This is a genomic window from Lentzea sp. DG1S-22, from assembly GCF_036321065.1.
GTDB classification, from domain to species: domain Bacteria; phylum Actinomycetota; class Actinomycetes; order Mycobacteriales; family Pseudonocardiaceae; genus Lentzea; species Lentzea jiangxiensis.
This window is the reverse complement of sequence record NZ_CP143276.1, coordinates 3,111,730-3,134,954: the sequence shown is the minus strand read 5'-3', so window position 1 is coordinate 3,134,954 and position 23,225 is coordinate 3,111,730. Positions and strand designations below refer to the sequence as shown.

Here is a 23,225-nt window from a genome sequence, read left to right as displayed (position 1 = left end):
TGATGTAATAAAAGAGGTTTTCGGACTGGTCCAAGTCTCGACCAACACAGGCCGTAAGACCCTGGCGGTCGCCCGTTCTCCTCTTCGCGACCGAGTTCCTGACCCGGCCGGTTCCGGTGTGCGCCGCGCGTGACGAGGGCGGTCGCCGCGGTGGTCACCCGGTCTGTATTCGTCCACAGAGGACTCCCCTCGAACTGGTCGGACCCCGTCCGCCGCACGACCCGTTCGAACTCGACGCGCCCTGACGGTCAGGGGTGGCCGCGCCACAGCCGCCACGCGCGCGGGCTCGCCGGCTCGTGGTGGCTGTTGGCCTCCCCGAACCGCAGCCGCACGCGCGCCCCGCCCAGCCGGCCCTTCTCCAGGTGGATCGTGCCGCCCGTGGCCTCGGCGGCCGCACGGGCGATGTCGAGTCCCAGCCCGGTCGACCCGCCTCCGCTGCTGCCGCGGTGCAACGCGGAGGACGGGTCGGCGACACCGGTGCCGCCGTCCTCGACGACCAGCGTCACCCAGCCCGCGTGGCGCACCACCGACACCCCGACCGGAGCGGCCGGGGGAGTGTGCCGGAAGACGTTTTCCAGCAGCGCGTCGACGACGGCGCCCAGCGCGTCGGGTGACAACGCCACCCGGCACGGCTCGCCGACGTCGACCTCGCACACCCGGCCCTGGTCGGCGGCGTGCGCGGACCAGAACCCCATCCGCGCCTCGACCACCGACGCCACGTCGCACGTGCCGGGCGACTCGCCCTCGGCGGGCTGGAGCGCCTGGATGATCCGGTCGACGTCGTGGCCCAGGGTGCTGACCGCGCTGCGGATCCGGTCGGCCACGGGACCCGGCCCGATCGCGTCGGCGTCCAGCCGCAGGGCCGCCAGCGGGGTCCGCAGCCGGTGCGAGACGTCCGCGATCATCTCCCGCTCCTTCGCGAGCAGCTGGGCCGTGCGCGACGAGGCCTCGTCGATCGAGGCGGCCAGCTCCTCCAGTTCGCGAGGCCCGCGCAGCCGCACCCGCCGCCCCACCGACGAGGACAGCTCCCGCAACGCGGCCAGCACCGGCGTGAAGGGCCGGTGTCCCAGCCACACCGCCGGTCCCAGGGCGGCCAGGGCGATTCCGGCGATCAGGAACACCGCGCCGAACGGGAACGGAACGGCAGCGGGGACAACGGAGACGACAGCTCCCGACACGGACGCGGCCGGCGCACCACCGCCCGCGCCGAGCCGTGTCCCGGAGGCGAGCACGACCGACAACCGGCCCTCCGCGCCGGCCCGCGTGCGTGCGATCGTCCCCCGCACGGCGTCGGCGTCAGAGGACACCGCGAGCACACCGGCGACCACCGCCACGTCCTGGCGGTCAGCCGCGGCGGCGGACGAAGAGGCGTTCGAGTGCGCCAGGAACCCGGCGGTGGCGAGGAAAACCGCTGTCACCAGCCCCGCGGCGAGCAGCAGGGCACGGGTGATGACCGATCTCATTCCGGCGCCGCCAGCTTGAACCCCACTCCTCGGACGGTGTGCAGATAACGCGGATGCGCGGCCGTCTCGCCGAGCTTGCGGCGCAGCCACGACGCGTGGACGTCTATCGTCTTGTCGTCGCCGACGTACGGGTTGCCCCACACGGCCTGGAACAGCTCCCGCCGCGAGATCACGCGCCCCGGCCGTTGCGCGAGGTAGGTCAGCAGGTCGAACTCCCGCCTGCTCAACGCGATCGCGGCACCGCCGAGCGTGGCGGAGCGCTGGGCGAGGTCGATGCGGAGGTCGCCGAGGGAGACGATGTCCGCCGACGCGGGCGCGGCACCACCCGTGCGGCGCAGCAGCGCGTTGATCCGCGCGGCCAGGTGCTCGGACGAGAACGGCTTCACGATGTAGTCGTCCGCGCCCGCGTTGAGCGTGCTGACGACCGACGCCTCGGCGCCCCGCGCGGTGGCCACGATGACCGGCACGTTGCTCACCCCGCGCAGCATCCGCAGGGCCGAGACGCCGTCCAGGTCCGGCAGCCCCAGGTCGAGGATCACGAGGTCCAGCTCCGCCGTGCCCGCCTCGCGCAGCGCGGCCACGGCGGTGCCGACGGCCTGCACGACGTGCCCGAGGTCGGTCAGCGCGTGCACGAGCGCAGCCTGGACCACCGGGTCGTCCTCGACCACCAGCACCTTCGACATACACGCAGCGTAAGCAGCGGACCCGCCGATGGGGAGGGGTGTTGCGAGCTTATCGCGATCGTGTTTCGTCCTTAAATCTCACTTAGGGCGGGCGGTCCTACCGTCTGCAGTCACACCGAACCGGGGGAGCTGGCGTGGCAGAAGTCGTTCTGACGGGGCTGGGCAAGGCCTACGGTGACGGCACCCGTGCGGTCACCGACCTCAACCTGGAGATCCGCGACGGTGAGTTCCTGGTGCTCGTCGGCCCGTCGGGGTGCGGCAAGACGACGGCGCTGCGGATGATCGCCGGGCTCGAGCAGATCACCGAGGGCACCATCCACATCGGCGAGCAGCTCGTCAACGACGTGCCGTCGCGTGACCGCGACGTGGCCATGGTGTTCCAGTCGTACGCGCTCTACCCGCACCTGAACGTGTACGACAACATCGCGTTCGGCCTGACGCTGCGCAAGCTCCCCAAGTCCGAGATCGACCACCGCGTCCGCGAGGTCGCCGAGGTCCTCGAGCTGACCGAGCACCTCGACCGCAAGCCGCGCAACCTCTCCGGCGGCCAGCGGCAGCGCGTCGCGATGGGCAGGGCGATCGTGCGCGCCCCGCAGGCGTTCCTGATGGACGAGCCGCTGTCCAACCTGGACGCCAAGCTGCGCGTGCAGATGCGGGCGCAGATCGCGCGGATCCAGCGCGAGATCGGTGTGACGACCGTGTACGTCACGCACGACCAGACCGAGGCCATGACGCTCGGCGACCGCGTGGCCGTGATGCGGCGCGGGGTGCTGCAGCAGGTCGGGCCGCCCCAGGAGCTCTACGACCGCCCGGTCAACCTGTTCGTCGCGGGTTTCATCGGCTCGCCCGGCATGAACCTCGTGTCCGCGCGGCTCGACGAGAACGACGGCCGGTACTGGGTGTCCCTCGACTCCGACGCCCTGCTGCTGCCGGAGTCCGTTCTCCGGCGACGCCCGAGGCTCAGGCAGTACGTCGGCCGCGAGGTGGTGGTCGGCATCCGCCCGGAGGACATGGAGGACACCGCCCTCGCCGACGCCCGCGAAGGCGAGATCCTGCACTCCGTCGCCGACCTCGTCGAGGCCATGGGCTCCGACGTCCTCGTGCACTTCCCGGTCGACGTCCCGCCCGTCGTCACCGACGACACCCGCGAGCTCGCGAGGGACGCGGGCACCGACGACCTGCCCAGGACCGCCAAGGGCACCGTCCTCGTCGGCCGGTTCAGCCCGCGCACCCGCATCTACGAAGGACAACCCGTCGCCGCCTGGGTGGACACCTCCCGGCTGCACTTCTTCGACCCGGTCACCGGGTCCTCGATCTGGAAGTAGAGGAGAGCTTCGATGAGGAAGCACTGGATCGCGCTTCTCGCGCTCACCGCCGCCGCGTGCTCCGGTGGTGCCGCGGGCACCGGTGAGGACCTGAAGGGGCAGGCGGTCGAGGTCGTCGGCCCCTGGACCGGGGACGAGCAGAAGAACTTCGAGCAGGTGCTGCAGGCGTTCAGCTCGAAGACGGGCGCGGAGGTGAGGTACACACCCGCCGGTGACGAGCTCCCGACAGTGCTGCAGACGAGGATCTCGGGCGGCACACCACCGAACGTCGCGCTGATCGCCCAGCCCGGCCTCGTCGCCCAGTTCGCGAAGGCCGGCGCCCTCAAACCCGTGAACGCCGACGTCGAGAAGGCCGTCACGGACCACAACGCGGCGGTGTGGAAGCAGCTCGGCAGCGTCGACGGCAAGCTCTACGGCCTCACCTTCAAGGCGGCCAACAAGTCCGCGTTCTGGTACAGCGAGAAGGCCTTCCGGCAGGTCGGCGCCACCCCGCCGGCGACGTGGGACGACCTGGTCGAGACCAGCAGGGCGATCTCCGAGACCGGCCTCGCCGCGGTGTCGGTGGGCGGTGCGGACGGCTGGACGCTCACCGACTGGTTCGAGAACGTCTACCTGCGCACCGCGGGTCCGGAGAACTACGACAAGCTCGCCAGGCACGAGATCCCGTGGACCGACCCCTCGGTGCGCAAGGCGCTGGAGGAGCTGGCGAAGCTCTGGGGCGACCCGACGCTGATCGCGAGCGGCGCGCTGCAGACCGAGTTCCCGAAGTCCGTGATCAACGTCTTCGGCGAGCAGCCCACGGCCGCGATGGTCTTCGAGGCGGACTTCGTCGCGAGCATCATCACCACCAACACCGGGGCGAAAGTCGGCCAGGACGCCAAGTTCTTCCCGTTCCCCTCGGTCGCGGGCAGCGAGGACGCCGTCGTCGCCGGCGGTGACATGGCCGTGCAGTTCAAGGACGACAGGGTGACCACCGAGCTGATGGAGTTCCTCGCCTCGCCGGAGTCGGGCAAGGTGTGGGCGGGGCTCGGCGGGTTCCTCTCGCCCAACAGGGACATCCCGGAGAGCGCCTACCCCGACGAGGTCACCCAGGACCTCGCGAAGCGCATCGTCGACGCGGGCGACAACGTCCGGTTCGACATGTCCGACCTCGCACCGGCCGCGTTCGGCGGCACGAAGGGCGCGGGGGAGTGGAAGGACCTGCAGGACTTCCTGGCCGACCCGAAGAACGTCGACGGGACCATGCAGCGCCTCGAAGCCAACGCGGCCAAGGCCTACGGCGAATGAGGCTTCGCGTGGACGCCGCGCCGGGGCGCTCGCCCCGGCAGGCGATCCCGTTCCTGGTCCCCGCGCTGGTGGTGCTCGCGGCGCTCGTGCTGTACCCGCTGGTGTTCTCGTTGGTCCGCAGCTTCTTCGACGCCTCGGGCGACGAGTTCGTCGGCCTGCGCAACTACGTCGACACGTTCACCGACCCGCGGACGCTGACCGCGTTCCGCAACAACGTGCTCTGGGTGGTCGTCGCCCCCGCGGCGGTGACCGGCATCGGCCTGGTCCTCGCCGTGCTCACCGAACGCATCAGGTGGGCCACCGCGTTCCGGCTCGTGCTGTTCATGCCGATGGCGATCTCGCTGTTCGCCTCCGGCATCGTCTTCCGCCTCGTCTACGAGGAGGCGCCGAACCAGGGCGTCGTCAACGCGGTGCTGGTCGGCGTGCACGACGTCTTCAGCCCGGCCTCCCGGTACCCCGGCGCCCGGCCGCGCGACGGTCACGTCGCGACGGAAGCGGGCTTCACCGCCCTCCGCCCGTCGAAGGCCGGCGAGACGGTCTCGTTGCCGCTCATCGGGTTCTCGCCGCAGGACGTGCCCCCGCAGGCCGTCCCGGCGTCGCAACCCACGGCCGGCACCGGCGAGCTGCGCGGCGTCGTGTGGCTCGACGTGTCGGTCGGCGGCAACGCCGGCAAGGTCGACCCGGTCGAGCGCGGCCTGCCGGGCATCGCCGTGGAGGCCGTGCGGGACGGGCAGGTCGTCGCCCGCACCACCACCGGTGACGACGGCAGGTTCACGTTCCCCGACCTGGGACCCGCCGACGTCACCGTCCGGCTGCCACCGGAGAACTTCGCGCTGCCGTTCCGCGGCCTGACCTGGCTGGGGTCGTCGTTCATCACCCCGGTGATCATCTCGTCGTGGATCTGGATCATGACGGGCTTCGCGATCACGTTCATCGCCGCGGGCCTCTCGGCGATCCCTCGCGACGCGCTGGAGGCCGCCAGGGTCGACGGCGCGACCGAGTGGCAGGTGTTCCGCCGCGTCACCATCCCGCTGCTCTCGCCGGTGCTGCTGGTGGTGTTCGTGACGCTCGTGATCAACGTGCTGAAGATCTTCGAGCTGGTGTTCGTCATCGCGCCGGGTTCGGTGCAGTCCGAGGCGAACGTGCTGGCGCTGCAGATGTGGCAGGTGTCGTTCGGCACGGGTGGCGACCAGGGGGCGGGCAGCGCGCTCGCGGTGGTCCTGTTCCTGCTCGTGGCCCCGGCCATGCTGTTCAACATCCGCCGATTCCGACGGGAGCGGTCATGACCCCGGTGGCCGACGAGGTCCGCATCGACGTGCCGGTGTCCGGCACGCCCAGACGCGGTGTGCTGACGAGGCTGGGCTCGAAGCTGGGCAACGGTTTCGTGCAGCTCCTGCTGGCCCTCATCGCGCTGTTCTGGCTGGTGCCGGTGTTCGGCCTGCTGATCGCGTCGTTGCGCGACGAGTCGGCCAACACCGCGAGCGGCTGGTGGACCGTGTTCACCAAGCCCGCGGAGCTGACGCTGTCGAACTACGCCGAGCTCGTGGCGAACAAGGCGGTGTGGCAGTCGTTCCTGAACACCTTCTACATCGCCGTCCCCGCCACGGTCCTGGTCGTGGTGATGGCGTCGCTGGCGTCGTACGCGTTGTCGTGGATCGAGTTCCCCGGCCGCGAGACCCTGACGGTGGTCGTGGTCGGCCTGCTGGTCATGCCGATCCAGGTCGCGCTGATCCCGGTGGCGAAGCTGTTCGGCGCGTTGGGCCTGTTCGGCACGATCACCGGCGTGGTGCTGTTCCACGTCGCGTTCGGCCTGCCGTTCGCCATCTTCCTGCTGCGCAACTTCTTCACCGGAATCCCGCGCGACCTGATCGAGGCCGCGCGGATGGACGGCGCCACGGAGTGGGTGATCTTCAAGCGCGTCGTGCTGCCGGTGGCCAAGCCGGCGATCGCCTCGCTGACGATCTTCCAGTTCCTGTGGGTGTGGAACGACATGCTGGTGGCTCTGGTGTTCGCGGACCAGGACTCGGCACCGATCACGGTTGCCCTGCGGGCTCAGTTGAGGCAGTTCGGGACGAACATCGATCTGCTGGCCACCGGGGCCTTCCTGTCGATGGTCGTGCCGTTGGGGGTGTTCCTGTTGTTCCAGAAGTACTTCGTGCAGGGGGTGCTGGCGGGGTCGACGAAGTGACGGCCGTCAGGTGGCCGGCCGGACGGCGCATCCGTGGACGACGGTTTTTCCTGTCCTGCCTGCCGCCATCAATGCACTTCGTCAGTGCGTCAACGCCGCCACCAGCTCCGCCGCCGTCCGCCGCACCGAGGGGGTGTCGTACCGGTCGCACTCCGCCAGCGCCCGCACCCGCAGCTCCCTGGCCTGCCCCGGCTCCCCGGCGGCGTCGGCCAGCTCGGCCAGCCGGGCCATGATCTCCACCCGGTGGTCCGACAGCCGGGCCTCGGCCAGCGCCGCCCGCAGTTGCGCGCGGGCTTCGGCGAACCGGCCCGCGTCCATCAGCACCAGGCCGCGGTTGTGCTGCACGCGCGCGGTGCCGGCGGTGTTGGAGTGCCGGCGGAACAACGACTCGGCCTCGTCGAGCAGGTCCAGTGCGGCCGGCACCTCGCCCGAGGCGGCCGCGGTCGTCGCCAGGCGGATGAGCATCATCGACAGCAGTTCGTCGTCGCCGCCTGCCTTGCGGTGCTGGTCGACGCTGCGCTGCTGCACCTCGACGGCCTCGGCGAGGTGGCCCGCTGTGTGCAGCATCAGGCCCAGCAGGGACAGGGCCAGGTTCTCGCCTATCTGGTAGCCGGCTCGCTCGAACAGCTCGACGGAGCGGCGGCCGAGGCGCACCGCCTCCTCCGCTTCGCCCACGCGGCGGTGGATCGCCGAGCCGTAGTAGCAGGTCCAGGCCTCGGTGATGGTGTCGTCGGCCGCAAGAGCGGCTTTCTCGTGCACGGCCAGTGCCTCGTGGGGGCGGCCGCACAACGCGTAGAGCGCCCATGAGAGGTAGTTGAGCTGTTCGGCGGCGTCCTTGGCGTTGCCGAGCATCTGGGCGGCGTTCGCGCCCGCGGTGAAGACGTCGCGCCACAGGTCGCCGACGCCGTGCATGTCCGAGTACCAGTGCATCGCCTGTGCCAGCGCGAGAACGCGGTCGTGCTCGCCCGCCTCGACGGCCCACCGCAGTGCCTCGCGCCAGTTCTCCCGCTCCAGTTCGAGCCAGCGGGAGGCGGACTCCCTGTGGTGCACGGGACCGGACGGCGTGGCCTCCCGGTCGTGGTCGAAGAAGCGGGCGGCGCCGGTGGCGACGTCCAGCAGCCAGTGCCGCAGACGCGTGCGCACGTCCGCCACGACGGCCGGGTCCTCGTCGAGTTCGAGCCGCTCCAGCGCGAACACCTGCAGCAGGTCGTGGCGCGTGTACCGGCCGGGCGTCTCGCTGATGCCCAGCAACGACGCGTCGGCCAGCTCCTCCAGCGCCTCCTCGGCGTCGTCGGTCAGGACGGACGCCAGGGCCGCGTCGGCGCCGGGGCTCGGCACGAGGGCGAGCCTGCGGAACAACGCGGCGGCGCCGGGACCGAGCTGGTGGTAGGAGATCTCGAACGCCGCCCGCACCTGCAGGTCGCCCGCCCGCAGCACGGACAGGCGCCTGCCCTCGTCCTCCAGCTGCCCGGCGAGGTGGCTGATCGTCCACCGCGGCCTGCTGGTGAGGCGGTTGCCCGCGATCAGCAACGCGAGCGGCATGCCGCCGCACAGCTCGGCGACGCGCTCGGCGGCCTCGGGCTCGGCCGCCACGCGCTCGGCGCCCGTCACGACGCCGAGCAGCTCGACGGAGTGGTGCGGGGGCAGCAGCTCCAGCGCGAGGCGGTGCCGGGCGTCGAGGCCGGTCAGCACGCGGCGGCTGGTCAGCAGGACGAGCGTGCCGGGACTCGACGCGAGCAACGGCCGCACCTGCGCCTCGTTCGCCGCGTTGTCGAGCACCAGCAGCACGGTCCGGTCGCGCAGCTGCGAGCGGTACAGCGACAGCTTGTCGTCCGGGTCGGACGGGATCTGGCGCTCCTCCACGCCGAACGACCGCAGCAGCCGGTGCGCGGCGCGGTCCGGTGTCAGCGGCTCGGTGTCGGTGCCGCGCAGGTCGAGGAACACGCAGCCGTCCGCGAACCGCGCGCCCAGCCGGTGGCCCGCGTCGACGGCGAGCGCGGTCTTGCCGGAGCCGGGAGCGCCGTGGACCACCGCGATCTGCAGCCGTGACGACGACGAGGCGTCGGCCGCGAACCCCTCCAGGAGCAGCCGTTCGGACTCGCGGCCGGTCAGCTCGAGCAGCACCGGCGGCAGCGAGGAGGACGTCGCGGTGAACGGCGTCCCGGGCCGGTCCTGCGCCGCCACGACCCGGCTCGCGCGGGCGAGCGCCGTGAACTCCGCCGCCTCCTCGTCGCGCAGCCCGAGCCCGTCGAGGAGCAGCTGGACGGTGCGGAACTGCGGGCTGAGCGTGCGGCCCCGCTCCATGTCGCTGATCGCCCGTGTGCTCAGGCCGGTGCGTTCCGCCAGTTCTTCCTGCGTCAGCGGAACTCGCGATCGGTAGAAGCGGAGAAAATCACCGAACGCCGTCGTGCTCGCCATGCGCCCCCTTCCTCTCCAGCGCACCCGTGCCTACCACCAGACGTCCGAGTCGTCACGTCGTTGCTGGCGGGAGTGTTTCTTCCGGTGGATCTGCCGGTTGTTCAGCAAGGTGGACAACCGTCTTCGCGGATAATTTCGAATAGGTGTCCACCGTTTCACCAACGCGGAATACCGATGCGGTTCCGCTCGGAACCATTCCCCGGCTCTCCGGTGTGCTCTGGCTCGCCGCGCTGGTCTGGCTGCTGTTCGCCTGGTCGGGTCACCACCCGATCGACCTGGACGTCTACCGGCTCGGCGGCCTCGCCTGGCTGGAGGGCCGCCCGCTCTACGACGGCTTCACCGGTCCGCCGCTCGACCCCCGGCTGCCCTTCACCTACCCGCCGATCGCGGCGGTGCTGTTCAGCGGTCTGGGCTTCGTGCCGGAGGGCCTGCTCGCCCCGCTGGTGGTGGCCGCGGGCTTCGTCCTGCTGACGGTGGTGTGCCTCGCGGTGACGGCCGAGGTCCAGCCGCGCCTCACCTGGGCGGTGGGCCCGCCTGCGGCGATCGGCGCACTGGCGCTGGACCCCGTCTGGACGACGTTCGGCTACGGCCAGATCAACCTGTTCCTGCTGGCGCTGGTCGTGGTCGACGTGCTGCTCGTCACCGACCGCCGCTGGCGCGGTGTGCTGATCGGTGTCGCGGCGGCGATCAAGCTGACACCCGCGATCTTCGTGCTCTACTTCCTGGTGAAGCGCGACCGGAGGGCCGCGATCACGTCGGTCACCACGTTCGCCGGCCTCGCGGTGGTGGGGTTCCTGGCCGCACCGGCGGACTCGCTGCGGTACTGGCTGCACGCGCTGCCGAACCCCGGCCGCATCGGCGACATGTCGCTGTCCACCAACCAGTCGATCCGCGGGCTGCTGCGGGGTCTCGGCCTCGCACCCGGCCCGGAAACGCTGCTGTGGGCCGCACTGGCCGCCGCCGTGGTCGCCGCCGCGGTGGTCGTGGCCCGGCGGACGCGCGACGACCTCGTCGCGTTGTTCGTCATCGCGGCCGCCGGACTGCTGGCCTCACCGGTGTCCTGGCTGCACCACTGGGTGTGGTGCGTGCCGGTCCTGCTGTTCCTCGCGCTGCGGGGCAACGCCTGGCCCGCGTTCGCCGCGGTGTTCCTGGTGTTCGTGACGCGACTGCACGAGTTCGACACCTACGTGTGGGTCGCGCTCGCGGTGCCCGCGGTGCTCCTCGCTCCACAACGGACCAGGGCGGCACCGGCCGGCTCGGCCGAGACCTCCGGCCGAACTGCCTGAAAGCGGCCGGAGCGCTCGCCGTACGGTGGTCCGTGTGATCGAGCAGCGTGTGCTGAGGTTCGCGCCGTGGGTGCTGTGCCTGTCCCTGGGCGTCTACGCCTGGACGCTCGGCCACCCCGCGGACTGGGGCATGATCGACCTCAGGGTCTACTGGAGCCTCGCGCCGAACGTGCTGAGCGACCGGCTCTACACGACCACCATGCCGTTCACGGCCGACTTCCCGCTGCCCTTCACGTATCCGCCGTTCGCGGCGGCGGTGTTCCTCCCCGTGTCGGCGTTGCCCTGGGTCGCCGCCGCGGTCTTCTGGCAGGTGCTGTCGCTGGTCTGCCTGTGGTGGCTGGTGCGGACGTCGCTGAGGTTGCTGGCGGCCGGGGCGGAGGAGAACTGGGACGGCACCTGGCGCCGCCGCGCCCTGCTGTGGACCGCGGTCGCGCTGTGGTTCGAGCCGGTGCGCAAGACCCTCGACTTCGGACAGATCAACCTCGTCCTGGTGGCCGGGGTGTTCGCGGCGATGGTGGCGGTCCGGCAGAGCGTGGCGGGGTTCGGCGTCGGTCTCGGCGCCGGGATGAAGCTCACGCCGGCGATCTCGGGCCTGTACTTCCTGGCCACGCGGAGGTGGAGGGCCGCGGCGTGGTCGGTGGCGGGCTTCCTGGCCACCGTCGCGCTCGGCTTCCTGGTCTCCGCCGGTGACTCCCGGCGCTACTGGTTCGAGCTGCTCGGTGCGGCCGACCGGGTCGGGCCGGTGGGCTCGGTGATCAACCAGTCGTTGCGCGGCGCGCTGTCCCGCACGCTCGGGTACGACGTGGGGATGTCGTGGCCGTGGCTGCTCGCGGTGGCGGTGTCGGCCGCGCTGACGTGGCCTGCGCTGCGTGCGGCCGTGCGCGCCGGGGACACGTTGTCCGCTGTGGTCACCGTGCAGCTGTTCGGGCTCCTGGTCTCGCCGATCTCCTGGAGCCACCACTGGCTGTGGGTGATCCCGCTGGTGCCGTGGCTGGTCCACGCGCACCGCGGCCGGGTGCTCGCAGGTGCGTGGGTAGTCGCCGTCTGCTCGGACGTGATCACGTTCCTGATCGACCGGCAGCCGTCCATCTGGGAGATCCCCAGACCTTGGCCGCTCGCGGCGCTCGGCTGGGTTTACCCGGCGCTCGCGCTGATCACCCTGGCGCTGACGCCGAAGCTGCTGCAGACGACCCGGAAAGCAGAACGTGTTGCGACCTGAGCACTTCGCACGGCTGGAACAGCGGTTGCTCGCCGTCGCGCCCTGGCTCCTGGTGGTGTCCGCCCTCGTGCGCACCCGGGTCATGGTCACCGGCTTCGGCAACGACTCGATCGATCTGCGCGTCTACTGGTCGCTCGCCCCGCACGTGCTGGAAGGCGACCTGTACCGGGTGTTCTCGCCGCACTCGCCCGCGGACTTCCCGCTGCCGTTCACCTACCCGCCGTTCGGCGCGCTGGTGTTCCTGCCGATGACGTGGCTGTTCTGGGGTGCCGCCCAGTGGGGTTTCCGCGTGCTCACGGTGGTGTGCCTGTACTGGGTGGTGCGGGTGGCGCTGCGGCTGGTCGCGGGGCAGGGGTGGATGGCCGACGCGAAGGTGTGGCGGCAGCGGGCGCTGCTGTGGACCGCGGTGCTGCTGTGGATGATGCCGGTCTTCCACACCTTCGAGTTCGGTCAGATCAACCTGCTGCTGGCGGGAGTCGTGCTGGCCGCGCTGGTGGCGCGGGACCACGGGGTCGCGGGCACCGGGATCGGCCTCACGGCGGGCGTGAAGCTCGTGCCCGCGATCTCCGGCCTGTACTTCCTCGCCACCGGCAGGTGGAAGGCCGCGGTGTGGTCGGTGGCCGCGTTCGCGGTGAGCGTCGGCCTCGGGTTCGCGGTGAACTTCGAGCAGGCGCACCAGTACTGGTTCGTGCTGTTCGGCGACCCGGACCGGGTGGGCCCGGTCGCCACCGCGCACAACCAGTCGTTGCGCGGGGCGCTGTCGCGCAGCCTCGGGTACGACGTCGGCATGTCGTGGCCGTGGATCGTCGCCGCCGTGGTCTCCGCGGTGATCGCCCTGGTGGCGCTGACCGCGGCGGTGCGGGCGGGGGACGTGCTGATCGGTGTGCTGTCGGTGCAGTTCCTCGGGCTGCTGCTCTCACCGATCTCCTGGGACCACCACTGGGTGTGGGTGGCGCCGCTGCTGATCTGGTCGGTGCACGAGAAGGTCGCGCTGTGGGCCCGCACCACCCTGCTGACGCTCTGGGTCCCGGTGATGTTCCTGGACGTGATCGCGTTCCAACTGGACCGGCAGCCGACGATCTGGACGGTCAGCCGGCCCGGCTGGCTGTCGCTGCTCGGCTGGGCCTACCCGGCGTTCGCGCTGGTCACGCTCGTGGTGGTCGCGTGGTCGAAGACCGTCCGCCACACCTCACGACCCGCCGCGAGCCCGGTCGCGGCGAGGTCCACCCCGATGAACACCGGCTCCTGACACGCGGTGCGCACCTACAGCTCCATCTCCTCGTGCCACTCGGCGAACGGGTCGGCGAAGTCGAGCTCGGTGATCAGCGCCAGCTCCTCGTCGGTCACGAGTGCCGACCGCAGCGCCGCCTCGATCCGGGCGGCGTCGGCGGAGCGGGTGATCACCACGAACTCCTGGTTGCGGTCGCCGTAGTACGGGTCCCACAGCAGCGAGGCCGCCGCACGCCGGTCCGCGTCGGCCTCCGACCAGTCGTCGGTCGCCGCGAGCCAGGGGCCGAGGTTGCCCACGCGCAGCCCGGCGCCCGCCGACTCGAGCCACAGCGCCGCGTCGGGCTGGCTCGCCACCCACGCCCGGCCGCGCACGCGCACCACGCCGTCGAGGAGCACGTCGATGGAGTCGTGCAGCCGCATCGGGTGGAACGGGCGCCGCTCGGTGAAGTGGACGACCGCCACACCGTGCGCCGGTTCGAGAGATGGCTGTCCGTGGAGCAGGGGAGCGAAGCCGTCGTCGATCTCGCCGCGCCGCGACTCCGCCGGGATCGCCGCGAGCAGCGCGGTGACGTCCAAGCCGTCGGCGGTCCGCCGCGGGGCGTGCGGGGTGAGCCGGTCGAGCACCGCGGCGAGCACCGGGTCGCACGAGCCGGTCAGCACCAGCGCGTCCGCGAACTCCGCCTGCCCGACCACGACCTGCGCGACCGTCCGCTCGTCGCCCTCGGCCGCGCGCATGCCCCGGTCCGCGAGGGAGTCACCGCCGGTCGCGTCGTCGAGCCACGTCGCCGTGTCGACGACTGTGACGACGGCCTCGACCTCGACGTCCGTCTCGCCCAGCGCGAAGCACACGGCCTCCGGTTCGAGCACCGGGTCGAGGTGCACTACCACGCGCCCGTCCAGCTCCTCGAGCAACGGGACGAGGTCCAGCCGGAGGGTGCACGACACGCACCCGTGTGCGAGTTCGAGCACAGTGAGCCGGCCGTCCACCCAGCGCCGCACGACCCCGTCGGCCAGGCCGCTCAGGTCGTGCCTGACCAGCACCGACTCCGGTGAAGCCCGCCACAGTTCGTCGGCCACGTCGTGGTGGGTGAACCCAGCTACCAATACGACCCGCGCTGCCATGCCCCGCACAGTACATGACAACGATTATCGTTTCTGAATCGCGGGTGGCGCCAGGCATGACATGATCGAACGATGCAGGTCGAGTTCTGGGCTGACGTCATCTGCCCGTGGTGCTACATCGGCAAGGCGCGCTTCGAGAAGGCGCTGGCCGAGTTCGAGCACCGCGCCGAGATCACCGTGGTGCACCGCGCGTTCGAGCTGGACCCCGGCAGGGAGGGCGTGGAGTCCGTCCAGGACGTGCTCGCCGCCAAGTTCGGCCCGCGCGCCGCCGAGATGGAGGAGTCCGTCGCCCAGCTCGCACGCGACGAGGGCCTCGGCTACCGGCTGGACCGCGAGGTGGGCAACACGTTCGACGTGCACCGCCTGCTGCACCTCGCGGGGGAACGCGGAATCGGGCAGCAGGTCCTCGACGCCGTGCTGCGCGCCAACTTCGCCGAAGCGCGCTCGCTCTTCACCCCCGAGTCGCTGTCGGAGATCGCCACCGGGGCCGGGCTCGACCCCGCCGACGTCAAGGCGGTCCTGTCCGACCCCGCCGCCCACGCCGACGAGGTGCGCGCCGACGAGCAGCGCGCCCGCGACCTGGGCGTCACCGGTGTCCCGTTCGTCGTCGTGGCCGGGCGTCTCGCCGTGGCCGGTGCCCAGCCGGCCGAGGTGTTCGGGCGTGCCCTGACCCAGGCCTGGGAGGTGTGAGGTGGAAGAAACGCCGTTGAAGGTGGACGTGGAACAGCTGCCGTCCGCCGTCGTGCTGCGCGCCGAGGGGGAGGTCGACTCCTACACGGCGGACCAGTTGCGCGAAAAGCTCGCCGAAGCGTTCGGCGCGAAGCTGCCGGTGGTGCTCGACGTGAGCGAGGTCGAGTTCTTCGCGTCCGCCGGGCTCTCGGTGCTCGTGGAGTACCACCTGCTCGGTGAGGACCGGGGCATCCCGTTGCGGCTGGTCTCCCCGCGGGGCAGCGTTCTGCGGGCGTTGCGGGCGACCACGCTCAACGAGACGCTGGAGCTGTACCTCAGCCTCGACGAGGCGCTGCGGGGCAGGTAGGGATTGCCCGGTGATGGAGGGAAACCCTTGGCCGACAAGCTGACCCTCGACCTGCACCCGGTCTTCCGCAGCGACCAGGACATCGCCCGGGCCGTGCGCAACGCCCTGTTCCGCGCGGCCGGTCAGGGCGTGCCGCTGCTGGAGATCGTCACGGGCAAGGGGTCCGGCAAGCTCAGGAGCCGCGTCCTGGCGATGCTCGGGCAACCGCACGTGAAGAAGCTGTACCGGCGGGCCGAGGTCGCGCCGGGCAACGACGGGATGGTGCTGGTGCACCTGAAGTAGCGCTCAGCGCGTGCGCCGCATCACGCGGTCGACGCACTCATGCGGAGAGTGTTCTGTCCGGCACCAGGGCCAGCATCCGTTGTGCGCGTGGGAAGTCGCGCAGCTGCTCGGACAGCAGCGTGAGCGCCGGCTCGAGCACCTGCGGCGGAACTCCGCGCGCGCCGAGCACATCACTCGTCCAGGAGAGGAAGGCGCGGAACAGAGCGTCGTCGTCCACGTACAGCGCGGTGGCGAGGAACTCGACGATGTGCGCGAGGTCCTCGGCCGTGTGGTGCTTCTGCTCGTCGCTGTAGGACAGCATGGCGGGCACCCGGTCTTCGAGGCCGCGGTACACCGAGCGCACGAGATCACGCGCGTTCCGCGTCACGAGCGTGTACTCCTGGTCGGCGAGGTGCGGCAGGTCGTCGATCGGCTGGTGCGGCGCCGTCGGCTTCGGCAGCTTCTGCGACAGCAGCATGTCCGCGGCGGAGCGGGCGTCGGCGGCCCACGCGTTGGCGCCGAACCGCCGCGCGTACTCGCCGTCCGGGCCGAACGCGGCCCCTCCCACCATCACCGGCACGCCCGCCGCCTGGCAGGCCGTCATCGTGGCGTGCGCCGAGGGCAGCCGGGTGGCGATCGAACTGGACAGCGCCACCACGTCCGGGCCCGTGCGGTGCAGGTGCGTGATCAGGTGCGGCGTGGGCACCTGCGCGCCGAGGTAGTCGACCGCGAAACCGCGCAGCGCCAGCACTTCCGCCAGCAACCGCGCGGGCAGCGCGTGCCACTCGCCGTCCACGCACGCCACCGTCACGCGGCCGTTCACCGGCTCGACCCGCGGCCTCGTGATCGACAACGCGGTGACCGCGCGGTCGTTGATCGCGGTGATCGCGTGCTCCTGCGCCACGCTGATCCGGTTCGCGGCCCACTCACCGCCGACCCGGTGCTGCACACCGCCGACCACGTCGAGCAGCGCGGCCTCGTGGCCCAGTTCGGCGGCGGCCTCGAGCACCACGTCGGTCGCGCGGTGCTCGTCCCCGTCCAGCGCGGCTTCCCACAGCGCGTCGACAGCCTTCACGAAGACCTCCTCCGAGGCGCGGTGATCGCGAGAACGGCCATGTCGTCGTGGATGCCGCTGCCGACCCATTGGGCCGCGAGCATGTGCACGTGCTCGACGAGCGCCTCGGCCGGCATGCCACCGCAGGCCTCCAGCGCGCGGCGCAGGCGGTCCTCGCCGAACTCCTCGTCGCCCAGCGGGCCGCCGACCGCCTCGGTGATGCCGTCGGTGTAGAGCAGGCACGAGTCGCCGGGCGCCAGCACGACCTCGTCGGTCGTCGTGGCGATCTTCTCCAGGATGCCGACGAGCGTGCCCCTGGTGTTCGCCACCTCGACGGTGCCCCCGGCTCGCACGATCAACGCCGGCAGGTGCCCGCCCGAGGTCAGCTTCACGTGCAGGCCCTCGTCGACGGGGCGGACGGTGCTGACGACCGTGGTGATGAAGCGCGACCGGTCCGTCGTGAGCAGCGCCTGGTTGAGGGCGTCGAGCATCCGGTCGTGGTCGGTGACCACCTGCAGCAGCGCGTGCAGCGCCGTGCGGACCCTGCCGGTCTGCACCGCCGCGTCGAGCCCCTTGCCGCAGACGTCGCCGAGCACGACGAACAGCTCGTCGCCGGGCAGCTGGTGGACGTCGTAGAAGTCGCCGCCGACGCGTTCGGTCGCGCCGGACGCGCGGTAGCGGCCGGCGAGGTCGACGTGCTCGTGGCGCCGCAGGGTGGGCGGCAGCAGGTCGCGGGTCAGCCGCTCGGTGATCTCGGCCTGCTGCGTGAACAGGCTGGCCGCGGAGATCGCGACTCCCGCGCGGGACGCGAACAGGCGCACGAACGCCTCCTCGTCCTCGGTGAACTGCTTGTCCCGCCGGATGAGGATCAGCGCACCGGCCGGGACGCCGTGACCGGGCAGCGGCGTCACGACGATGGACACCACGTCCCTGGCCAGCCAGGCCGGCGCCACGGCCGGGTCGATCCAGCGGGACGGCACGGGCGGGAAGCCGCGCAGCGCCTCGCTGAGGCCCACGACCTCCTCGACGTCGACGTGCTTCAGGTCGTAGGTCGGCGCCTCGCCGCGGCGGCAGCGCGTGACGGGGTGGCCGTGGTCCGACTGCGGCGCGATCACCAGCGCCTCGTCCGCCAGGTGCTCGGCCGCGAGCTCGGCGACGACGGTCATGCACCGCTCGGGGTTGAGCGACGTCATCAGGGCGCTCGACATGCGCGTCAGCAACTGCGCGCGCTCGCGTTCCAGCCGGAGGTCGGTCTCGTCGAGCAGCCACCACGTGACGGTGCCGTCCGCGTGGTCGACCCGGTGCGCGGCGTAGCTGCGTTCGGCGATGTCCACGGACTCGCCGTGGCGCCACCGCGTGGGGGAGACCTGCTGGGGGAGGAGCGTCTTGGCTGCGTGGTTCATGCCGTGCACTGCACCGGCGGCGTCAACCACAAGCGCGGGGCACGGCGAATGCAACCAGCTCGAAACCGTGACCACCTCCGAATCATCTCATCCGAACCGGATCAAGAACAACGTTTGAGCCCCTGGATCGGGGGTACAGCGTCCTTTGAGGACGATCACAGCGCCACCTGTCCGGTGATTCCGAGCACGGTGTTCCCGCCGACCCAGATCCGGCCCTCCACCTGGTCGAGGTGCAGGCGCCCGCGCCGGCCGAGTGCGGTGCCCTGGGCCGCCACGTACCGCTGCCGGGCGATTCCCGCCGGGATGAGCCACTGGGCGATGGCGGCGTTGAGGCTACCGGTGACCGGGTCCTCCTCGAAGCGTTCGCCCTCGTTGACGAAGGCCCTGACCTCGAACGCCGCCTCTCCGCCCGCGCGGTGCGGCCCGACCACGCCGATGCCGGTGAACGCACCGAAAAGGGCGTAATCGGGTCGCACGGCCAGCACCGCCTCGGCGGAGTGGAGCAGCACCGCCACCCATCCGGGCCCGTTGTCGGCCCACTGCGCACCGGCGATCTCACCCGGCGCGATGGCGAGTGCCGCCGCCAGGGCTTCCAGGTCGTCGACCGGACCGCTGCGCACCAGGGGCGGAGCGGCGAACGCCAGCCGCGGGCCGTCGCGGCGCACCTCCACCAACCCGGCCCCGCACTCCTGCACCAGCAGGCCGGGATCGCGCGGTGTGTTGCCCGCTTCGAGCCACGCGCGGGCCGAGCCGAGTGTCGGGTGGCCCGCGAACGGCAGTTCGCGGCTGATGGTGAAGATCCTCACCCGGTAGTCGGCGGCGGGATCGGTCGGCGGCAGGAGGAACGTCGTCTCCGCGAGGTTCGTCCAGTTCGCGAAGGCCTGCATCTGCTCCGTGGTCAGGCCCTCCGCGTCGTGCACGACCGCGAGCGCGTTGCCTTTGGTGAGCTCGTCGGTGAACACGTCGATTTGGCTGAACGTCCGCATTCAGCGACGTTAACCGAAATCGGGCAACGTCATCGCGGAGTGCTCCGGACGGCTGGCCTCAGCAGGCATGGTGGTCCGTGCGCGCAAGGCGGCGTTGCGCGCGGCGAGTGCTTCCGCGGTGCCAGGGAACAGTTCGGCGTTGCCCTTCTCGACCAGCCCCTGGTTCGCCTCGACGAACGGGCGCGTGGAGCGTTCGTAGGCCTCGAACGCCCGCTCGGGAGCCGAGGTGAGGTGACCGGCGAGCACGTAGGCGCCGACCAGTGCGAGGCTCGATCCCTGCCCGGTGAGGAACGACGGCGCGTACGCGGCGTCCCCGACCAGCGCGACCCGCCCGGACGACCACCGCGGCATGCGGATCTGGCTGACCGTGTCGAAGAACAGGTCGTCGGCGGCACGCAGGGACTCGACCAGGCGCGGGACCTCCCAGCCGTCGCCGGCGAAGACCGACGCCACCAGGTCGCGCTGGGCCTCGGGGTCGCGGAACGCCCCGAACGGTGCCTCGTCGCGGGCGAAGCTGAGGAAGCCGTGCACGTTCTCGCCACTGCCCACCGCGTAGAGCGCGGCGGCGCGACCGGGTTCGTTCCACAGCAGGGCCTCGTGGTCGAGCCCGAGGTGGTTGGGCATCGTGAAGCCCGCGAAGCAGTAGCCGAGGTAGCGGTGGAACTGCTCCTCCGGTCCGAACGTCAACGCGCGCACGGCCGAATGCAGGCCGTCGGCGCCGATGACGTGGTCGTAGGTGCGTTGGAGGCCGCTGCGGAACGTCACGTCCACACCGCCGGGCCCGTCACTCATCGCGACGACGGTGTCGTCGAAGAGGTACTCCACGTCGTCGCGCGTGGTCTCGTGGAGGATCTCGGCGAGGTCGCCGCGGCGGACCTCCAGGTCGCTGCCGTCGCCCCCGATCAGCACCTCCGGCCGCAGCGAGGCGGCCTCGCGGCCGTCGGCGTCGAGGAACGTGATCCGCCGCGTGTCGACGTGGGCTTCCCGCAGGCGGGGGAGCAGCCCCATGCGCTCGACGACGGCCAGCGCGGTGCCGCGGATGTCGATGGGGTAGCCACCGCCGCGCAGGGTGTGGGACTTCTCCACGACGGTGACTTCGACGCCCCGCCGCCGCAGCCAGAACGCGAGTGCGGGCCCGGCGATGCTGGCGCCGGAGATCAGGACGGTGCTCATGGTCCCTCCAGATAACTAACTTAGGTATCCTTTTTCGGATCGCGATGATCGCTACGGTTCACTGCGACCGAGGCAAGAATATACCTAAGTTAGGTAAGTGAGATGAGCGAGGGCCTGGACCCCGCGGCGCTGCTACCGCACCTCATGCAGCTGGGCACCGTGCTGAACCGCAGCCAGCTGGTCGAGCGGGCGATGGAGCAGGTCGGTGTAGGCCTGGAACGGCCCGGCCTGACCGTGCTCATCACCCTGCGCATGGCCGGTCAGCCCCTGAGGGTGGGGGAGATCGCCGCGCGGATGCAGGTCGTCGGCCCGCACGTCACGCGGCTCCTGCACGACCTCGAACGCGCCGGCCTCGTCCAGCGCGTCACCGATCCGACCGACCAGCGCGCCCGCCTGATCGAGCTGACCGGCTCCGGGTCCGCCGCGGCCGGCCGTTACCTGGAGGCGGTGCTCGGCTGGTTCACGGGCGCCATCGCCGACTGGCCGGAGGAGGACCAGCAGACGTTCGGGCGGCTGCTCGGCCGGTTCGTGGACGACCTCCAGGCGCGGGTCGCCGACCTCGGCTGACCGGACCGGGCCCGTCGCGCGGGAACCCTGCACGCCCGGGGCCGGGAGCGATCTCTCCGTAGTCCTCCAGCGGTGGCGGGGGCAATGGTGCCGCGCAACGTCCGCGCGCCGGGCGAGGTGTAGCCCGCACACGTGGTGCTGCCCGTTCGCCGGCTCCTAACCTCGGAAGCCATGTCCTGCCTGCAATGACGGAGGCGAACACATGCGCCCGAGGAACGTGGTCCTGGCTTTGGCGGCCGCCACCGGCCTGGCCGCCGCATCCCTGTCGATCTCGCTGGCGGCCGTCCCGCCACCGCAGTCCGGCTCGCTCACCAAGTACGACGTCACCGGTACCTACGTCAGCGGGTTGTCGTCCGGCGGCTTCATGGCGAACCAGCTCCACGTCGCGTATTCGAGCGTCTTCCAGGGCGCGGGCATCTTCTCCGCCGGTGCCTACGACTGCGCGCAGAACGACCTCAACACCGCCCTGCTCGCGTGCATGGACACCTTCCAGGCCCGCAAGACGCCGGCGGAGCTGGAGCAGCTGACCCGCACGCGCGCCTCGGCCGGGTCCGTCGACCCACCGCAGAACCTGGCGGGCGATCCCGTGTGGCTCTTCCACGGCAGTGCCGACGACACGGTCGACCGGGCGGTGAACGACGATCTCGCCACCTACTACCGCGACTTCGGGGCGCGGGTCGTGTACGACAACGCCACCGCGGCGGGCCACGCGTGGATCAGCCCGATCGGCCCGAACGCCTGCGGCACCACGACTTCGCCGTACGTCAACAGGTGCGGCACCACCGACCCGGTGAAGGAGATGCTCACGCACCTCTTCGGTCAGGTGAACCCTGCCGCTTCGGCGCTGTCCGGCAGACTGGTCCGGTTCGACCAGAACACCCACGCGCCCGGCGGCGACGCGGCGGCGATCAGCATGGGCCGCGAGGGCTTCGCGTACGTGCCGAGGTCGTGCGAAACGGGGCCCTGCAAGCTGATGGTGACCCTGCACGGGTGCTACCAGTACTTCGGGCTGATCGGCAACGCGTTGCTGGACAAGGCTTATCTCAACGAGTACGCCGACACCAACAACATGATCGTGCTCTACCCGCAGGCCACCACGATGACCGGGAACCCGCGCGGCTGCTGGGACTGGTGGGGCTACCAGTCCGCGCGGTACCCGCTCAAGACCGGCCCGCAGATGACGGCCGTGGTGAACATGGTGAGGGCGCTGTCCGGCGGCACTCCCACCACGCCGCCCTCGACCACGACCACCACTCCGCCGACCTCGCAGTGCGTCACCGCGAGCAACTACGCCCACACCGTCGCGGGCCGCGCCTACGCCAACCTGGGGCAGACCTACGCGCTGGGCTCGAACCAGCCGCTGGGGTTGTGGAACACCTTCACCACCAGCGCGATCCGGCAGACCTCGCCGAACCACTGGGTGAAGTGCTGATCGGCGCGTGAGCTCCGGGGGGTGGCGGTGCGCACCGCCACCCCCGGCGGTCGGCTCAGCAGTGGTCGAACGCGTAGCCGGAATCGTCCGGCCCGACCAGGTAGCGGTCGCGCAACGTCGTCGTGGCCGGGGTGTCCGGGTCGTCGCAGACGTCCTCGAACGTGCCGCGCAGGTCATCGGTGTACTCGATGTCCATCACGTGCGAGCCGTACACGTCGGAATAGGACGAGCACTCCTCCCAGCGGTGGCACTCCTCGGAGACCGCGAAGTCGAACCCGACCTCGGTGCGTCCGCGCGAGGCCTGCTCGGCGGAGTTCTTCTGGCCGATCGCGAGGTTCTTGCCGTGCGCGCGGTCGGCGAGCAGCTTCGCGTAGGCGAGGTTGTTGTTCACGCTCAGCTTGCCGCGGGAGCGCAGGTAGGAGTCGAGGTTGTCGACCTCGACCGCCTTGAAGCCCTTGGCCGCGCACCGGTCGATCGTGGCGCCGATGATCGAGGCGAGCTCCGTGCGCTTCGCGGCCGTCGAGGTGTCGAACAGGAGCTCGTCCGGCCAGTTCGGGTCGGTGATCGGCCTGCCGGAGGAGTCCTTGAGCACCAGGTGGCCGCGCTGGTTCAGCCAGACGTCGCGGTCACCGGGCTGGGACTGGAACCCGTTGACGTAGCAGATGCTGTAGATGCCCGGTGCGGGCGACGCGGTGCTGTCGCGCGTCACCAGGTTCACGCCGCCCGGCGGGGTGTAGGCGGAGCCGAGCTGGTAGTCGAGCACCGCGCCGACCGGGGGGAGTTCGACCGCAGCCGCCTGGCTCGCGGGCGTCAGCGGTCCGGCGGCGCACGCCGCGGCGGCGACCGCCGCGAGCGCGGTCCGGGTGAGGGCGCGCGCAGGGGATGTCATAAGCGCCAGACTCCTTCATCGCTCACAAGTGGTTGAGTGCGGGCGACCCTAGCCACGGAGCCCCCGGATGGGCCAGAAAGCGATCTCAATCGGTCACAGCCCTTGCGTCTTCGAGCCGTGCGGGACCGATCGCGAGCGGCCCGCCTCCCTGCCACCACGAGGTCGCTGAAGGTCGTGGCGAACGCGCTCGACACCGCTTCCGG

General features: G+C 71.2%; 21 protein-coding genes. 12 read left to right on the top strand and 9 right to left on the bottom strand.

Translation table 11 applies throughout. The features are described 5' to 3' along the window. Positions 1-248: 248 nt before the first annotated feature. Together V1227_RS13700 and V1227_RS13695 are read right to left on the bottom strand one after the other, a co-directional pair. Positions 249-1,463, bottom strand: coding sequence for a sensor histidine kinase (locus tag V1227_RS13700; protein WP_329792932.1), 1,215 nt, complete (start codon positions 1,461-1,463; stop codon positions 249-251). Beyond that, positions 1,460-2,146, bottom strand: coding sequence for a response regulator transcription factor (locus V1227_RS13695; protein ID WP_329792930.1), 687 nt, complete (start codon positions 2,144-2,146; stop codon positions 1,460-1,462). Before V1227_RS13695 ends, V1227_RS13700 begins: the two co-directional genes overlap by 4 nt. 134 nt (positions 2,147-2,280) lie before the next feature. Here V1227_RS13695 and V1227_RS13690 point away from each other — a divergent pair, with 134 nt between their 5' ends. From V1227_RS13690 to V1227_RS13675, 4 genes are read left to right on the top strand one after another with little or no spacing between them, the layout of a single operon-like run. Then, positions 2,281-3,471, top strand: a complete 1,191-nt coding sequence (locus V1227_RS13690) for an ABC transporter ATP-binding protein (RefSeq protein ID WP_329792928.1) — start codon at positions 2,281-2,283, stop codon at positions 3,469-3,471. Between the two features lie 12 nt (positions 3,472-3,483). Next, a complete protein-coding gene (locus V1227_RS13685; RefSeq protein WP_329792926.1) occupies positions 3,484-4,758 on the top strand; it encodes an ABC transporter substrate-binding protein in 1,275 nt (424 codons plus the stop codon). Positions 4,759-4,766: 8 nt separating this feature from the next. Further along, positions 4,767-6,044, top strand: a complete 1,278-nt coding sequence (locus V1227_RS13680) for an ABC transporter permease subunit (RefSeq protein WP_329792924.1) — start codon at positions 4,767-4,769, stop codon at positions 6,042-6,044. Continuing rightward, positions 6,041-6,946: a carbohydrate ABC transporter permease gene (locus V1227_RS13675; RefSeq protein WP_329792922.1), complete on the top strand. Its 906-nt coding sequence runs from the start codon at positions 6,041-6,043 to the stop codon at positions 6,944-6,946. The genes V1227_RS13680 and V1227_RS13675 overlap by 4 nt, the downstream gene beginning before the upstream one ends. 81 nt (positions 6,947-7,027) lie before the next feature. Here V1227_RS13675 and V1227_RS13670 read toward each other — a convergent pair whose 3' ends face one another. Next, a complete protein-coding gene (locus V1227_RS13670) occupies positions 7,028-9,364 on the bottom strand; it encodes an ATP-binding protein (RefSeq protein ID WP_329792921.1) in 2,337 nt (778 codons plus the stop codon). Between the two features lie 212 nt (positions 9,365-9,576). Here V1227_RS13670 and V1227_RS13665 point away from each other — a divergent pair, with 212 nt between their 5' ends. From V1227_RS13665 to V1227_RS13655, 3 genes are read left to right on the top strand one after another with little or no spacing between them, the layout of a single operon-like run. Next, positions 9,577-10,650: a glycosyltransferase 87 family protein gene (locus tag V1227_RS13665; protein WP_329792920.1), complete on the top strand. Its 1,074-nt coding sequence runs from the start codon at positions 9,577-9,579 to the stop codon at positions 10,648-10,650. Further along, positions 10,643-11,869 (top strand): mannosyltransferase, encoded by a 1,227-nt coding sequence (locus V1227_RS13660; protein ID WP_329794019.1) that lies wholly within the window; start codon positions 10,643-10,645, stop codon positions 11,867-11,869. Before V1227_RS13665 ends, V1227_RS13660 begins: the two co-directional genes overlap by 8 nt. Further along, entirely contained in the window at positions 11,859-13,118 is a 1,260-nt protein-coding gene (locus V1227_RS13655; RefSeq protein WP_329792918.1) for a glycosyltransferase 87 family protein, read from the top strand. The genes V1227_RS13660 and V1227_RS13655 overlap by 11 nt, the downstream gene beginning before the upstream one ends. A gap of 14 nt (positions 13,119-13,132) precedes the next feature. Here V1227_RS13655 and mrf read toward each other — a convergent pair whose 3' ends face one another. Further along, positions 13,133-14,221: a ribosome hibernation factor-recruiting GTPase MRF gene (gene mrf / locus V1227_RS13650; RefSeq protein WP_329792917.1), complete on the bottom strand. Its 1,089-nt coding sequence runs from the start codon at positions 14,219-14,221 to the stop codon at positions 13,133-13,135. Between the two features lie 72 nt (positions 14,222-14,293). On the opposite strand from mrf, the gene V1227_RS13645 reads away from it, so the two are divergent. From V1227_RS13645 to V1227_RS13635, 3 genes are read left to right on the top strand one after another with little or no spacing between them, the layout of a single operon-like run. Next, positions 14,294-14,911 carry a DsbA family oxidoreductase gene (locus tag V1227_RS13645; RefSeq protein ID WP_329792916.1) on the top strand — a complete coding sequence of 206 codons (618 nt, stop codon included), beginning with the start codon at positions 14,294-14,296 and terminating at the stop codon, positions 14,909-14,911. A gap of 1 nt (position 14,912) precedes the next feature. Next, complete coding sequence (locus tag V1227_RS13640; RefSeq protein WP_329792915.1) at positions 14,913-15,257, top strand: STAS domain-containing protein; 345 nt, start codon at positions 14,913-14,915, stop codon at positions 15,255-15,257. Between the two features lie 27 nt (positions 15,258-15,284). Continuing rightward, positions 15,285-15,539, top strand: coding sequence for a Smr/MutS family protein (locus tag V1227_RS13635; RefSeq protein WP_329792914.1), 255 nt, complete (start codon positions 15,285-15,287; stop codon positions 15,537-15,539). Positions 15,540-15,576: 37 nt separating this feature from the next. On the opposite strand, the gene V1227_RS13630 is transcribed toward V1227_RS13635, so the two are convergent. From V1227_RS13630 to V1227_RS13615, 4 genes are all read right to left on the bottom strand, one after another. Next, the gene (locus V1227_RS13630; RefSeq protein ID WP_329792913.1) at positions 15,577-16,593 is read right to left on the bottom strand and encodes a cobalamin B12-binding domain-containing protein; all 1,017 of its coding nucleotides are present in this window, start codon (positions 16,591-16,593) and stop codon (positions 15,577-15,579) included. After that, entirely contained in the window at positions 16,590-17,975 is a 1,386-nt protein-coding gene (locus tag V1227_RS13625) for a PP2C family protein-serine/threonine phosphatase (protein WP_329792912.1), read from the bottom strand. The genes V1227_RS13630 and V1227_RS13625 overlap by 4 nt, the downstream gene beginning before the upstream one ends. 155 nt (positions 17,976-18,130) lie before the next feature. Further along, positions 18,131-18,961, bottom strand: coding sequence for a PhzF family phenazine biosynthesis protein (locus V1227_RS13620; protein ID WP_329792911.1), 831 nt, complete (start codon positions 18,959-18,961; stop codon positions 18,131-18,133). Between the two features lie 9 nt (positions 18,962-18,970). Next, on the bottom strand, positions 18,971-20,134 hold the full coding sequence (locus V1227_RS13615) for an FAD-dependent monooxygenase (RefSeq protein WP_329792910.1): 1,164 nt from the start codon (positions 20,132-20,134) through the stop codon (positions 18,971-18,973). A 102-nt stretch (positions 20,135-20,236) separates the two neighbouring features. On the opposite strand from V1227_RS13615, the gene V1227_RS13610 reads away from it, so the two are divergent. Together V1227_RS13610 and V1227_RS13605 are read left to right on the top strand one after the other, a co-directional pair. After that, the gene (locus V1227_RS13610; protein WP_329792909.1) at positions 20,237-20,701 is read left to right on the top strand and encodes a MarR family winged helix-turn-helix transcriptional regulator; all 465 of its coding nucleotides are present in this window, start codon (positions 20,237-20,239) and stop codon (positions 20,699-20,701) included. Between the two features lie 202 nt (positions 20,702-20,903). Then, positions 20,904-22,133: an extracellular catalytic domain type 2 short-chain-length polyhydroxyalkanoate depolymerase gene (locus V1227_RS13605; RefSeq protein WP_329792908.1), complete on the top strand. Its 1,230-nt coding sequence runs from the start codon at positions 20,904-20,906 to the stop codon at positions 22,131-22,133. Between the two features lie 55 nt (positions 22,134-22,188). Here V1227_RS13605 and V1227_RS13600 read toward each other — a convergent pair whose 3' ends face one another. Further along, the gene (locus V1227_RS13600) at positions 22,189-23,022 is read right to left on the bottom strand and encodes an endo alpha-1,4 polygalactosaminidase (RefSeq protein ID WP_329792907.1); all 834 of its coding nucleotides are present in this window, start codon (positions 23,020-23,022) and stop codon (positions 22,189-22,191) included. Positions 23,023-23,225: the final 203 nt, after the last annotated feature.

What these genes read in the sequence shown, in the direction of transcription:
- V1227_RS13675 (WP_329792922.1), top strand. Translation starts at nt 6,041, where the DNA reads ATGACCCCGGTGGCCGACGAGGTCCGCATCGACGTGCCGGTGTCCGGC.
- V1227_RS13695 (WP_329792930.1), bottom strand. Translation starts at nt 2,146, where the DNA reads ATGTCGAAGGTGCTGGTGGTCGAGGACGACCCGGTGGTCCAGGCTGCG.
- V1227_RS13610 (WP_329792909.1), top strand. Translation starts at nt 20,237, where the DNA reads ATGAGCGAGGGCCTGGACCCCGCGGCGCTGCTACCGCACCTCATGCAG.
- V1227_RS13670 (WP_329792921.1), bottom strand. Translation starts at nt 9,364, where the DNA reads ATGGCGAGCACGACGGCGTTCGGTGATTTTCTCCGCTTCTACCGATCG.
- V1227_RS13685 (WP_329792926.1), top strand. Translation starts at nt 3,484, where the DNA reads ATGAGGAAGCACTGGATCGCGCTTCTCGCGCTCACCGCCGCCGCGTGC.
- V1227_RS13700 (WP_329792932.1), bottom strand. Translation starts at nt 1,463, where the DNA reads ATGAGATCGGTCATCACCCGTGCCCTGCTGCTCGCCGCGGGGCTGGTG.
- V1227_RS13625 (WP_329792912.1), bottom strand. Translation starts at nt 17,975, where the DNA reads ATGAACCACGCAGCCAAGACGCTCCTCCCCCAGCAGGTCTCCCCCACG.
- V1227_RS13600 (WP_329792907.1), bottom strand. Translation starts at nt 23,022, where the DNA reads ATGACATCCCCTGCGCGCGCCCTCACCCGGACCGCGCTCGCGGCGGTC.
- V1227_RS13645 (WP_329792916.1), top strand. Translation starts at nt 14,294, where the DNA reads ATGCAGGTCGAGTTCTGGGCTGACGTCATCTGCCCGTGGTGCTACATC.
- V1227_RS13620 (WP_329792911.1), bottom strand. Translation starts at nt 18,961, where the DNA reads ATGCGGACGTTCAGCCAAATCGACGTGTTCACCGACGAGCTCACCAAA.
- V1227_RS13605 (WP_329792908.1), top strand. Translation starts at nt 20,904, where the DNA reads ATGCGCCCGAGGAACGTGGTCCTGGCTTTGGCGGCCGCCACCGGCCTG.
- V1227_RS13615 (WP_329792910.1), bottom strand. Translation starts at nt 20,134, where the DNA reads ATGAGCACCGTCCTGATCTCCGGCGCCAGCATCGCCGGGCCCGCACTC.
- mrf (WP_329792917.1), bottom strand. Translation starts at nt 14,221, where the DNA reads ATGGCAGCGCGGGTCGTATTGGTAGCTGGGTTCACCCACCACGACGTG.